Raw genomic sequence first — 12,779 nt, forward strand, 5'->3', positions numbered from 1 at the left:
GTCCAAATGTAGCTGATGTCTCCAGCCCATTTCTGATTGGGGCCAGTCGCTGAGAAATCTTGATCCAACAGATTTGGTGCAATGTTGAACGTGTGGTTGCTGTCCGTTGACGCCTTGTATTTCTGGGTTCTGATGATCTTGATGCCATTCTCGCCCATCAGACGTCCGACCCTGCGATGGCCCACCGGTAATCCCAATTCTTGCAGTTCCTCGGTTATCCGAGGCCGCCCATAGCTTTGCAGGCTTAAGCGATGCTGTTCACGGATGTGAGCCAGGATCACCATATCATCGCGTTGACGCTGGCTCATCGGGCGAACCCGCCACGCGCGAAAACCACGTGATGTGACCCGCATAACTTTGCACAGGAACTCAACTGGCCATTCTTCTTTCCAGGCGTCGATGAACGCAAATCTCACCGGCTTTGGCCTGCAAAGAAGATTGCCGCCTTTTTTAACACTTCCCTCTCCTCGCGCAGCAGACGGACTTCCTTGCGAAGCCGCGTGTTCTCCTTCTCAACGTCTTCATGCGGTCCTGACATCAGGTCATCGTGTTGATGCTGTTAAACCCATTTGTTCAGCGTCGAAAGCCCAACCCCTAAATCTGATGAAAGTTGAGGCCGCGTTAAGCCACTCGTCGCCGCCATGCGCACCGCATCACGCCGAAACTCGTCTGTGTATCTCTTTGCCATTCTCTATCTCCTTCATAGCAAACATTGCTCGAAAGAGACCGGAACTAAACCGCGACAAGACCAAAGAGTGTCAATTACTAACGGAAGTGAACTGGGTAGGCCTGACTTCACAATTTCTTTGGTTCCACCACTTCTTACTGAGTTGAAAAACCAATCACCATTTTTGCCAAAAACAAATAACCAACTGCAACCTAGCGGGAGAGGGTCGCCTGTTGTTCTAAAAACAAGTGTTCCTTGATATGGCACGGCTCCCCATCGCCAATCCCCAGAAACGCCAAACTGTGCCGTCTCTACAAAAGCTTCATGATCCCGCATTTCGAACGTAGCTGTAGCCGTTTCATAGCCCGACCGCATAGCCTGAAGCGCCTCACCATTTGATGTATTCAAAGCGCGCGCTGTGGCAACAAGTATTTCTGGATACATATAGTCAATGCCATATTCGATTACTTCTTGTTGTTCAGCCAGATCGCTAAACCTTTTGGCAATTTCTATAATATCATCTTGCCAAGTGTCTTCCGCTAAGAGCGGCAAAGGAAAAATTAAAATAACTGCAATCAATGTAAAACGCTTCATGCCAAGCACCTTATGTAAGAGTTACATGGGCAGTTATCATTATGATCTGTCTATTTCAATATTTGCTCATGGCCGCAGCGGAGCAAATTAACTCTACCAGATCACCAAAAACGCTCCATTTTGGAACAACCGAAAAACGGCCTATTTTCGGCTGGCAAAAACCCCGTTCAAAACTCAAGCAGTTGTTGAAGGTTTTTGGTCCACACGTGCTAGCAGACATTATCTGCATTGGAGAAAATCGGCAAAGTGGGCTCGAAGCTATCACTCACTAGACAGGGCACACATTGGCTGTCGCCCTGTTGCTGTAAGCTTATTACACCTGCATTTTTTAGAACTACATTGGATCGCGTGGGTGTCGTGACGTCAAGGTTTTGACTCTGGGCGCGTTTGGCGTAACTCTGTGCGTATTCCAACCAGGGGGATTCCCATGAAGAACCGTTTTCTAACAACAGCAGCTGCGCTGGTGATGACAACAGGGGCTGCAAGCGCCGATTATTCACTGACCGTTCTGCACACCAATGACTTTCACGCGCGCTTTGAGCCGATCAGCAAGTATGATTCTGGCTGTTCCGCTGAGAAGAACGCTGAAGGCGAATGTTTCGGCGGCACGGCCCGTCTTGTGACGGCCGTTACAGATGCGCGCGCGCGGTCCAACAATTCCATCCTTGTGTCTGGCGGTGACCAATTCCAAGGCACGCTATATTACACCTATTATAAAGGTGCGATGGCTGCGGAATTCATGAACCAGCTGGGCTATGACGGCATGACTGTCGGCAACCACGAATTTGACGATGGCCCAGAAGTGCTGCGCGGCTTTGCGCAAACCATCAACTTCCCGATCCTGATGTCGAATGCTGATTTCACCAACGAACCACTGATCGCCGATGTGATTGAAAAGTCCACAGTGATTGAACGTGGTGGTGAAAAGATCGGCCTGATTGGTCTGACGCCACATGACACGGATGAGTTGGCAAGCCCTGGCCCGAATATCACTTTCTCTGATCCCGTGCCTGCTGTGCAAGCCGAAGTCGATCGTTTGACCGCGGAAGGTGTGAACAAAATCATCGTTCTGTCGCATTCCGGTTATGTTGTGGACCAACGTGTTGCAGCCGAAACCACTGGTGTTGATATCATCGTCGGCGGTCACTCTAATTCATTGCTGTCAAACACAAATGAACGCGCCGTTGGCCCATACCCAACCATGGTTGGCGACACAGCCGTTGTGCAGGCTTACGCATACGGCAAGCTGTTGGGCGAATTGAACGTTACTTTTGACGACGACGGTAAAATCGTTGAAGCGACCGGCGAACCACTGGTGATGGATGCGGAAGTTTCTGAGGATGAGGCGACTGTTGCGCGCATTGCTGAGCTGGCCGTGCCACTTGGTGAAATCCGCGAAAAGGTCGTGGCGCAATCTGCTGAAGTGATTGAAGGTGATCGTGCTGTCTGTCGCATCCAAGAATGCCAAATGGGCAACCTGATTGCAGACGCGATGCTTGCACGTGTTGCGGATCAAGGCGTGACCATTGCGATTGCGAACTCTGGCGGTATCCGCGCGTCTATCGACACCGGTGAAGTGACCATGGGCGAAGTTCTGGCGGTTCTGCCATTCCAAAACACCCTGTCCACATTCCAGGTTTCTGGGCAGACTGTGATTGATGCGCTTGAAAACGGTGTAAGCCAGATCGAAGAAGTCAAAGGTCGTTTCCCACAGGTTGCGGGTGTGCGCTTTACGTTTGACGCATCTATCGCAGCTGGCGAAGGTCGTGTGACCGAAGTTCTGGTTGCTGATGGTGACGCTTGGGTCGCGATTGATCCTGCGAAAACCTATGGTCTTGTGTCCAACAACTATGTGCGTGGTGGCGGTGATGGCTACAAAATGTTCCGTGAAGCTGAAAACGCATATGACTTTGGTCCAGACTTGGCTGATGTGCTTGCCGAATACATGGCGACACAGGGCGGTTACACGCCTTACCTAGACGGTCGTATCGCACAATAAGAGACTGACTTTATCCGCAACGAAAAGGGGCGCAGAAAGTACTGCGCCCCTTTTGCATGAATGGGCCACCGCATCTAAAACGCAGCATCGCTTGTTCGATTGTCAGTTGCTCGAAGAACTCAAAGACGTGTCTGGCGCGACGCCCCAGTAAATACGTCCGTTGCGCAGGCGAGACGTGCTAGATTTTGTTCGGCTGCCATTGGAATACGCGCTGAAAAAATCCTGATTTCCCGTTTGATTGATCAGCATATAGGTGGTTTGGTAGCCATAGATTGCCCCAGAATTCCACCCAACGCGACTGTTCGTTCCGTTGGCTTTGACCCGACGCGTTGAGCTGTCAAGGTTTTGAAATGCAATGATGTCCCCCTCCACAAGGTAGATTTCAGGGGGCATGAAGTCATTCTTGAAAATAGAAACTTCATACACACTTGGTTCCACTGCGGCCGTCGTTGGATCATCAATGTTTCGGTTAAGAACGTGGTCAATATCTGCGACACCTAAATAGGATTCGACTTGAGATTTTGACATGACTTGCTGGGCCGATGCCATCTGAGCGGAAAAGACTGCGGCAATACAAAGCGCTGAAGTTTTCATGAAATGTGCCATCTGGGCCTCCTTCGGATCAGGAATATCAGACCCGCTCAATTATATTGGCTTAGCCTACTGTGAAATTGGGGCGGTTTTGTGACATTTCCCCGGAACCCTTTACCGTAACAGCCAGGTTTCAGGCTGACATAGGTTTTTCAAAAATGCGAAAAGGAAACCTGCAGACCTCTTGACGTTCCCCGGCAGGTGACATAATCAACATCCAGAGTGCGGGTATGGTGAAATGGTATCATAAGAGCCTTCCAAGCTTAAGGCGCGGGTTCGATTCCCGCTACCCGCTCCAATTTATTATAATTCAATAAAATCAACTACTTAACTGAAGCGTGACACGCTGGATTTGCGTTAATGTGAATCAGTTTTGTTGTGATTTGCGATGCAGTTTTTATCGAATCTGAAATATGGCGGGCTGCGGGCAACGCGATCAAGCTTGTACGCGGTCAACACATCATCCGAATTGGATCGAAGATACGCCATGACTTCCTTCAACACAGGACGATCCTTCTTGGCCCCAGATGCAACTTCGGTGAACACCTTCTCACAGCCTGCATACTTCAGGCATCGATCTGGGCATCAACCGTCTGCCCATCCGTTGAAACTCTTGCGTAACTGGCCAAGCGTTGTCGGGGCGGTGAATCGGCGTAAGTTCATGCTTTCTGTGCAACATTTTAAAGCCACGCCAACCTGATGGTTAGCACGGCTTTTTTGTAAAATGGGCACGTCAGAGATGACGTGCCCATAATTTCATTTAGATTTAGTTCTTACTTAAGAAAGAACCTTAAGCCAGAGCGATGTTTGACGCGTTTTCGCGGCCATCGCGACCAGATTCGATATCGAAAGTCACTTTTTGGTTATCGTCCAGACCAGTCAAGCCTGCTTGCTCAACAGCAGAGATGTGTACAAATACATCATTTTTTCCGCCATCGGGAGCGATAAAGCCGAAGCCTTTTGTTGTGTTAAACCATTTGACAGTGCCAGTAGCCATTGTCGTTCTCCTTTAAAACTGCCCGCAGAATGCAGCAGATCGGCTAAGTCAGCGCAAGATCGAAGACTGAGCCTAAGGAGCAGTGTTGCAGATAGTGGTAACGTCGCGTGCACTACATGGGCATAAAAAAGGAAAAACACAAGGGAATATATAATTTTCAGATTGCGTGCTTTTGCGTGCCGGTGTCACTAAGCGTGTTCTTTGTGAGATTGTTGGTTAGCCATTTGGTGTCAAACGTGCCGTTGTTTTTGAATTATGCGTCAATGATTTGGTCGCATAATTCCGGTTCCAATATCGGTGGCCCTGTGTATCCAGTGTCGGTCGCAGTCTCACACTGTCTATCGTCCGAACAGTCAGGGCATATCGGCCCCAGATCACCCTTAGATGATTGCGCCGTGCCCACAGTGTCTACATGCACTCATATTCTTGCCCTTTCAATCCGGGACAATTCTCGCTGTTGCCCTCGGTGATCCAAGGGCAGGGGGAAGGCTTGTGCGGCAAAATGTGACTTGTTTTCCTTGGGACACATGTTAGGAAAACCCTTGAAAACTCAGGGGTTTCTATATCTGCCTCTTGGGACACAACTACATTGAAAAGATTGGGGAAAAGCTCGGTCGCGTAGCTCGCTATCCGTTCCAACCCTCTCCTCTGCAGTGTTAACATAACGAATTTCGTTTGACGTTCGTGTGCATATTGAGAGTGCAGACCATGGCCAGATCAACAGATTCCTCTGATGAGGATCGAGAAAAGTCCAAAAAAATCAGTGCGTTGCAGGGCCTTTCGCCGTTTGTGAAGCCTTACAAAATGCAGGTGGTTCTGACCTTAATTGCTTTGACCGCGACCGCAGCGTTGTCACTGATTTTGCCAATCGCGGTGCGCAGAGTTGTAGATGGGTTTACCGCTGGCGACGCGCATCTGCTCGATGAGTATTTTGGCGCGGCGCTGGCCGTTGCCGCTTTGTTGGCGCTTGGCACGGGAACGCGTTATTTCTTGGTGACCCGTTTAGGCGAACGCATCGTGGCCGACATGCGCAAAGCGGTGTTCTCGCGCGTGATTGGCTTGTCACCCGAATTTTTTGAGAAGACGTTGACGGGAGAAGTACTGTCACGGATCACGACGGATACCACGATCATTCAATCCGTGATTGGCTCGTCTCTTTCGGTGGCGTTGCGCAACATTCTGATGTTCATCGGTGGTATGATCTTGATGCTGTTTACCAGCGCGAAGCTGACAGGGCTTGTGTTGTTGATCGTCCCTGGTGTGTTGATCCCGATCATCGTTCTAGGGCGCCGTTTGCGGGTGCTTAGTCGAGAAAACCAAGATTGGATCGCGGCCAGCTCTGGCTCTGCTTCAGAAGCCTTGTCGGCGGTTGGAACTGTGCAAGCCTACACACACGAAGCCCGAACAATCGCGCAATTCGATGATGTAACCGAGAAAGCGTTTGGATCCGCGGCAAAGCGTATTTTTACGCGTGCGATCATGACGGTCATCGTGATTTTTCTGATTTTCTCTGGTGTTGTTGGCGTGCTTTGGGTTGGTGCGCGTGATGTGCAGGATGACCTCATGAGCACGGGCGCATTGGTGCAATTTGTGATCTATGCGATCTTGGTCGCTGGCGCGGTTGGGTCGCTGTCCGAAGTCTGGAGCGAACTGCAACGTGCCGCTGGTGCAACAGAACGTTTGGTTGAGCTGTTAGAGACACAAGATCAGGTCAATGATCCGGTGTCACCCGTGAAGTCGCTAGATCGCTCCAGCGGCAATATTCGTTTCGACGATGTGACGTTTCATTACCCTTCACGGCCTGATGTTGCTGCGTTGAAAGATCTAACGCTTGACGTAAAAGCGGGTGAGACCGTTGCGTTGGTCGGCCCGTCTGGGGCTGGGAAGTCTACAATCTTGCAGCTTTTGCTTCGCTTCTATGATCCGGATCAAGGGGATGTCTACCTTGATGGTCACGCATTGGGCGACATGGAACGCGCAGATTTTCGACGCCACATCGCCCTTGTTGCGCAGGACCCTGTGATTTTTGCTGGGTCTGCCATGGAAAACATTCGCTTTGGCCGTCCTGATGCCAGTGAAGATGACGTTATTGCGGCAGCCAAAGCAGCGGCCGCGCATGATTTCTTGCAAGCGCTGCCTGAGGGGTATCAATCAGAGCTTGGCGAACGCGGCGTGATGCTGTCGGGCGGGCAGAAGCAGCGTATTGCCATCGCACGGGCCATCTTGCGCGACGCGCCGGTTTTATTGCTGGATGAGGCAACGTCGGCACTTGATGCCGAAAGCGAACGTGCCGTGCAGCATGCAATTGATGACCTTGCAAAAGACCGCACGACTTTGATTGTGGCGCACCGTTTGGCAACCGTTAAGAAGGCCGACCGGATCGTGGTGTTTGAAGAAGGTCAGATCGTTGCGTCGGGCACCCATGAAAGCCTTGTGAAAGAGGGTGGCCTTTATGCGCGCCTTGCGAAGCTTCAGTTCACCTCTGAGGTTTAAGGTTTTTCCGCCTTCAGGTGCTGGGCCAATGATGGGGATGCAGCGTCAGGCTTGCGTCACGGCACAGTTCCGCCCATTGTGTGACAAAACGTCCATAAAAATGGGACATCAGGGAGGAAGATAAGGATGGGTAAATTTGCCAATCTGGAGGATCTGCTAAAGATCGAAGGCGAAGCCGAAACGTTTGGCGCGCGTGATTTGCCGCGCACCATGCATGACTTTTTAGCTTCGGCGAAAGACAAGAACCCTCACGGGTCGGCTATCAGCTATCAGATTACATCGGGGCCTAAGGATAAGGCGGAAACCCAAAATTGGACTGAAGTGTTTGAAAAGTCCGTCCAAGCCGCGAACCTGTTTCGCCGTCTAGGTGTTGGTGAAACCGATGTCGTTGCCTTCTTACTTCCCAACGCAATGGAGACGGCCCAAACTCTGTTGGGGGGGATGATCGCGGGGATCGTGAACCCGATTAACCCGCTGCTTGAGCCTGAACAGATTTCAGCCATTCTGCGCGAAACGAACGCGACGGTTTTGGTGACGTTAAAGGCCTTCCCAAAGACGGATGTGCCGCAAAAAGCATCAGAGGCGTTGAAAGATGCGCCCAATGTGAAAACCGTCCTTGAGATCGACCTGCTGCGGTATTTGTCACCACCAAAATCCTGGATCGTTCCGCTTATCCGCCCTAAGAATCCTGTAACGCACAGCGCACAAGTACTTGATTTTGTCCGGGAAGCCGCAAAAGAAAACACCACGCTTGATTTTGAAGACAAGAAGGAAGATCGGGTTGCGGCCTATTTTCACACCGGTGGCACCACGGGGATGCCCAAGGTCGCCCAGCATAAATATTCGGGCATGATCTATAATGGTTGGCTTGGCTCGACCCTGTTGTTTGAACCTGAAGACAACGTCATGTGTCCGCTGCCATTGTTCCATGTTTTCGCGGTGTATCCGATCCTGATGTCCATGATTGGTGCGGCGTCCCATGTGATTTTTCCAACGCCTGCGGGGTATCGCGGGGATGGTGTGTTCGACAATTTCTGGAAGCTGTGCGAACGCTATAAAGTCAGCTTTTTGGTCACCGTTCCAACGGCATTATCCGCCTTGATGCAACGTCCTATTGATGCCGATATTTCCACTTTATCTGGTGCATTTTCCGGGTCATCGCCTTTGCCATTGGAACTGTACCGTCGTTTTGAAGAAGCGACCGGGGTGCAAATCATTGAAGGCTATGGCTTGACGGAAGCAACCTGCCTTGTGTCTTGTAACCCTCCCGGTGGCAGTAAAAAGACTGGGTCTGTGGGCATGATGTTCCCGCATTGTGACGTGAAGATCTTGAAGAATACTTCGGATGGTCCAGTGGAATGTGCCGTGGATGAAATTGGTGAGATCTGCATCGACAACCCTGGGGTTTTTGAGGGGTCTACATACACCGAAGTCGACAAAAACCACGATTTGTTCCATCACGATGTCTATCTACGTACGGGTGATCTTGGGCGCATCGATGCGGAAGGGTATCTGTTTATTACGGGGCGGGCGAAAGATTTGATCATCCGTGGTGGGCACAATATTGACCCCGCTGAGATTGAAGAAGCCTTGTCAGGACACCCTGCGGTCGGCTTCGTTGGGGCTATTGGCCAGCCGGATGGGCATTCGGGTGAATTGCCCTGCGCTTATGTAGAGCTGATTGAAGGTGCAGAAACAACCCCTGAGGAATTGATCGCGTTTTCATGTGAACATATCCATGAACGTGCGGCATATCCGAAATATATTGAGATTTTGGATGAGCTACCCAAAACTGCAGTGGGGAAAGTGTTTAAGCCGGACTTGCGCAAACGTGCGATCACCCGGGTCTATAATGCCGCTTTGCTGAGTGCTGGGGTCTCCGCCGAGGTTCACGCGGTTCTTGATGATAAGAAGCGTGGTCTTGTTGCACAGTTGCAGAAAACCGGTGATGTGAGCGATGCTGAAGTGACAAGCTGCCTTGGTCAATTTGTTCGCCCGTGGGAATGGACAGCCTAATATTGGCCGATGTCATGTGAAGCCTCACATCTTCAGGGGCGGATATAGACAGTATAAAAAAAGACCAACCAAGGAAACTTGGTTGGTCTTTTTAAGTATTTAAGCGCATTAACGTTAGATCACCTTGCCAAATACAGATATGCATTGGCTGTTAATCGGGGCACGGGCGTTCAATGTCAGTAACCACTTTGTTTGCGCCGAAGCCGGTCGTCACGTAACATTTTTGTTCCGCTTGTTCGCGTTCTCCAAGCAGATCCCCGGTGCGTGTCAGAATAACTTCGCTGGGGTCCACCAGTTCGTCACTTTCGTTGAGAAGTGAAAGGGTCAAACGACCGCTGGCCTGCGCTTGCGCCAGTCGGGTGACCTGCTGGCGTGTGCCTTCCACCGTGATGGTGCGGGCAATCGTTGCGCCGAAATCTTCAGCGTTTTCTTGTTGGTCAATGGCGACGATCCGTACAGCATTTTGTATCAGCTGGGTCACGCCTTCGCCTTCGCTTTCGCCAGTCCAATAGACATCGACAAGGGCGCCAGGATGTAGGAAACCTGACACGCCAGACACAGCATCAACTCTGATTGTAAAGGCACTTAGGCCTGGGGTGATTTGTGATTGAATGCCCACGGTTTTTCCTGGTTCTGAGACTTTCACATTCAAAACCGGTTCGTTGACTTCCATGATGCGTGCCACGCTGCGATACGCAAGTGAGCTGTCCGGGAATAGCGTTTCTAAGGTCGAAAACGTGCCCTCAGGTAGTGAATCCACAGGCCATTTTACCAAGCGAACATGTTCAGCGGTTAGCTTCTGGCCATAGGAAAGTCGGCTGGTGACGACAAGAATATCGGTGGTTTGGATGTTGATTTGGGTCGATCGAGCATGCGCCAAGGCACCTTGGTAAGCATCCACGCGTTCTTTTACTTTAAATACGGCCAAACCTGCCAAACCGACACCCGCAACAAGCACAAGGCCAAATACAGCACGCATTCTAAATCCTTTCGAAATTCCTATTGTCTTACGGTTGGTAAGACAATTCATCTTTTTTTGAGCATTCCCGCAAAAGATGCAATAGGATAACCAAGTTCAGGTGACACTTGTGCTGAATATACCAATGTATTCGTGAAAAAATCGACAATATTGTGGGTTTTACTCGTCCAAAATCGTCACGGATTCGATTGAGGTCGCGATGGTTTCTGAGCCATCCATAAGGCCCGCTTTGAGAGGCACAAATACGGTGACCGTGAGGAGGATGATCCCGGCGGTCAGCACGACCCAATCTACGGTAATTGCCCCATCGTCATCGTGGGCGAATTTTTTCAACAAATATCTCATTAACTACTCCGCTGGATGGTATCAAACTGTGACTCTGGATGTGACCGTGGCACCGAAATGTGTCGGGAAGTTGATCGTGTTCTGTTGGGATTTTGTTATTTTACCTAACATTTTCGTATAAAAGGGCCACACGACAAAGTGTGGCCCTTCAAAGTTTGTGGCTGCGAAAACCTTGTTTCAGTTCGTCAGATTAGTCGCTAACTGTAGTGGCAATTGCAGATGCGTCAGGTTGGATTTTCCCTAGCTCTGCTGCGATATTAGCTGCTGCTGTGTTAGCACCAGTACCAACAGTTTGTGAGATTACGATGCCCAAGCCAACGATGGCGGCGGTCAGAACAACCCAGTCAACTGTTACAGCACCGGATTCGTCATTCGCGAAGTTTTTGATGAAGTTCAACATTTTGATTTCCTATTTGTTTAATCAACCGCAATGTGCGGCATGTGGTGGCCAATTAAGCCAGTGTTGAAGCCTGCCGTCTGTGCGTTCATCGGGTTGGCCGTTGTGTGCCGCTATATAGCTCTTAGAATGGGGCAAGACTTGGGCGGAGATCAGGTATTTTTTGGCAGGGCGATAATTATAAATAAAATTCGTAAGCAATTGAGATCTATAAACTTTATGAAAATTACTCACGATGAACCCTCGAAGGGGCCCCATGTATCCGTTCATTTGGGCACAAAGGACATATTTGAGCGAATAGTGCTGGCGTCGGGGTGAATGATTTGTCAGAATCCTAGGAATATCTTGAAACTAGGGGTCCGAACGGGGCGTTGAAATGCGAATTGCTTTATCTTGGCCTTCCAGTAGGATGGTCGTCATATCGGAAAACAAGGTGCGGAATATGTTCGAAACCTCTGTGATTAGGGGAATGGCGATTTTCTTGTGTTGTCTCCCTTTACCGATTGGCGCTGACCCTGCTCCGGCGCCAACCGAGTTCACGTTTAAACGTGTGGTGGTTCCTCAAAGCTTTGAGGGGCGTCGCCGGATCAACGTTCAAATTGATCCAGTTGAACAGGCCGCTGCTTTGGCGCTGCCAACGGGGCACCGTGATGCAGAGGTTTCGACGCCTGAAGTTGGCACAGATGACGCGCAAGATATTTTGCAGGCGACAGTACCTGATCTTCCTTATGCTTGGTTTTGGGAAAGCATTTCACCGTCGCTTGAAGATTCTGCCCCCAACCGTTTGGAAATTGCCGAACAGGTTCTAAGCAATCCGCCGGGAGACAGCAGTGTGGCTGTGCCAGCCATGCAAAATCTCCAAGCGGTCGCTGAAAAATATGGACGTGATATTCTTGGTGCGACTGTTGGCACGAAAGTGTCGCCAGCCTTGGCCTTGGCCGTGATCGGAGTGGAATCCTCTGGTAAAGTAGATGCCATCAGTTCTGCAGGGGCGTCAGGTTTGATGCAGTTGATGCCAGCCACAGCGGAACGATTTGGTGTGACGGATGTGAGTGACCCCGTTCAAAACATCAAGGGTGGCGTGGCATATCTGGATTGGTTGATGAAGGAATTTAATTACGATCCGATTGTCGTCTTGGCGGCCTATAACGCGGGCGAGAACGCGGTGCGGCGAAATGGCGGCGTGCCAGAATACGCCGAAACCCGCGGCTATGTGCCGAAAGTTGTCGCCGCATGGACTGTGGCGCGGGGGCTTTGTACAACGCCCCCGGAACTTGCAACGGATGGTTGTGTGTTCATCGTCAATTTGGATGGTAACGGAGGGTAGGGGAACTGTTCCCTACGTGGGGAGATCTTGGTGCCGAGACACGAATTAAAGCCAGCTCTGAAGAAAGCTTGCTTTAAGTTATGTGTATTCTGGCTAAATTATTTGGAGCGGGCGAAGAGATTCGAACTCTCGACCCCAACCTTGGCAAGGTTGTGCTCTACCCCTGAGCTACGCCCGCATCCATTTCCGAAAGGCCTAACCAAACACACTGGGTTGTGTATTTGGAGCGGGCGAAGAGATTCGAACTCTCGACCCCAACCTTGGCAAGGTTGTGCTCTACCCCTGAGCTACGCCCGCATCCTTTCGGTGAGGCTTGATCTAGTGAACCTGCCCTCGACCTGCAAGTGGAAAATGCAATGTGAGGGCAGATTTTT

The 12,779-nt window shown here is 50.5% G+C and carries 11 protein-coding genes, 3 tRNA genes and 1 pseudogene; 5 read left to right on the plus strand and 10 right to left on the minus strand.

Annotated features, from left to right (window positions below; genetic code table 11):
• Positions 1 to 688 (minus strand): annotated as a pseudogene (locus RJ38_RS19350) (IS3 family transposase); the annotation flags it as partial.
• Between the two features lie 12 nt (positions 689 to 700).
• The gene (locus RJ38_RS16455) at positions 701 to 1,261 is read right to left on the minus strand and encodes a hypothetical protein (RefSeq protein WP_039019973.1); all 561 of its coding nucleotides are present in this window, start codon (positions 1,259 to 1,261) and stop codon (positions 701 to 703) included.
• 427 nt (positions 1,262 to 1,688) lie between these two features.
• Between RJ38_RS16455 and RJ38_RS16460 the strand changes: the two genes are divergently transcribed.
• Positions 1,689 to 3,260, plus strand: coding sequence for a bifunctional metallophosphatase/5'-nucleotidase (locus RJ38_RS16460; RefSeq protein WP_039019974.1), 1,572 nt, complete (start codon positions 1,689 to 1,691; stop codon positions 3,258 to 3,260).
• A 102-nt stretch (positions 3,261 to 3,362) separates the two neighbouring features.
• On the opposite strand, the gene RJ38_RS16465 is transcribed toward RJ38_RS16460, so the two are convergent.
• Positions 3,363 to 3,866, minus strand: a complete 504-nt coding sequence (locus tag RJ38_RS16465) for a hypothetical protein (RefSeq protein WP_039019975.1) — start codon at positions 3,864 to 3,866, stop codon at positions 3,363 to 3,365.
• A gap of 209 nt (positions 3,867 to 4,075) precedes the next feature.
• On the opposite strand from RJ38_RS16465, the gene RJ38_RS16470 reads away from it, so the two are divergent.
• Positions 4,076 to 4,149, plus strand: a tRNA-Gly gene (locus RJ38_RS16470).
• Between the two features lie 59 nt (positions 4,150 to 4,208).
• Here the strand turns inward: RJ38_RS16470 and RJ38_RS18315 are convergent.
• Together RJ38_RS18315 and RJ38_RS16480 are read right to left on the minus strand one after the other, a co-directional pair.
• Positions 4,209 to 4,397 (minus strand): recombinase family protein, encoded by a 189-nt coding sequence (locus RJ38_RS18315; protein ID WP_052245502.1) that lies wholly within the window; start codon positions 4,395 to 4,397, stop codon positions 4,209 to 4,211.
• Positions 4,398 to 4,641: 244 nt separating this feature from the next.
• Positions 4,642 to 4,848, minus strand: coding sequence for a cold-shock protein (locus RJ38_RS16480; RefSeq protein WP_039019976.1), 207 nt, complete (start codon positions 4,846 to 4,848; stop codon positions 4,642 to 4,644).
• A gap of 708 nt (positions 4,849 to 5,556) precedes the next feature.
• Between RJ38_RS16480 and RJ38_RS16485 the strand changes: the two genes are divergently transcribed.
• Positions 5,557 to 7,341, plus strand: a complete 1,785-nt coding sequence (locus RJ38_RS16485; protein WP_039019977.1) for an ABC transporter transmembrane domain-containing protein — start codon at positions 5,557 to 5,559, stop codon at positions 7,339 to 7,341.
• A 126-nt stretch (positions 7,342 to 7,467) separates the two neighbouring features.
• On the plus strand, positions 7,468 to 9,357 hold the full coding sequence (locus RJ38_RS16490) for an acyl-CoA synthetase (protein WP_039019978.1): 1,890 nt from the start codon (positions 7,468 to 7,470) through the stop codon (positions 9,355 to 9,357).
• Positions 9,358 to 9,508: 151 nt separating this feature from the next.
• Here the strand turns inward: RJ38_RS16490 and cpaB are convergent, their stop codons facing one another.
• The 3 genes from cpaB to RJ38_RS16505 form a co-directional block, all read right to left on the minus strand.
• The gene (cpaB, locus tag RJ38_RS16495; RefSeq protein ID WP_039019979.1) at positions 9,509 to 10,336 is read right to left on the minus strand and encodes a Flp pilus assembly protein CpaB; all 828 of its coding nucleotides are present in this window, start codon (positions 10,334 to 10,336) and stop codon (positions 9,509 to 9,511) included.
• A gap of 159 nt (positions 10,337 to 10,495) precedes the next feature.
• The gene (locus RJ38_RS16500) at positions 10,496 to 10,681 is read right to left on the minus strand and encodes a hypothetical protein (RefSeq protein WP_039019980.1); all 186 of its coding nucleotides are present in this window, start codon (positions 10,679 to 10,681) and stop codon (positions 10,496 to 10,498) included.
• A gap of 190 nt (positions 10,682 to 10,871) precedes the next feature.
• Positions 10,872 to 11,081, minus strand: coding sequence for a Flp family type IVb pilin (locus RJ38_RS16505; protein ID WP_039019981.1), 210 nt, complete (start codon positions 11,079 to 11,081; stop codon positions 10,872 to 10,874).
• Positions 11,082 to 11,520: 439 nt separating this feature from the next.
• On the opposite strand from RJ38_RS16505, the gene RJ38_RS16515 reads away from it, so the two are divergent.
• Entirely contained in the window at positions 11,521 to 12,405 is an 885-nt protein-coding gene (locus RJ38_RS16515) for a lytic transglycosylase domain-containing protein (RefSeq protein WP_238321745.1), read from the plus strand.
• A gap of 103 nt (positions 12,406 to 12,508) precedes the next feature.
• On the opposite strand, the gene RJ38_RS16520 is transcribed toward RJ38_RS16515, so the two are convergent.
• Both RJ38_RS16520 and RJ38_RS16525 read right to left on the minus strand, forming a co-directional pair.
• A tRNA-Gly gene (locus tag RJ38_RS16520) sits at positions 12,509 to 12,583 on the minus strand.
• Positions 12,584 to 12,627: 44 nt separating this feature from the next.
• A tRNA-Gly gene (locus tag RJ38_RS16525) sits at positions 12,628 to 12,702 on the minus strand.
• Positions 12,703 to 12,779 lie beyond the last annotated feature (77 nt).

It is taken from the genome of Halocynthiibacter namhaensis (assembly GCF_000812685.1).
GTDB lineage: Bacteria > Pseudomonadota > Alphaproteobacteria > Rhodobacterales > Rhodobacteraceae > Halocynthiibacter > Halocynthiibacter namhaensis.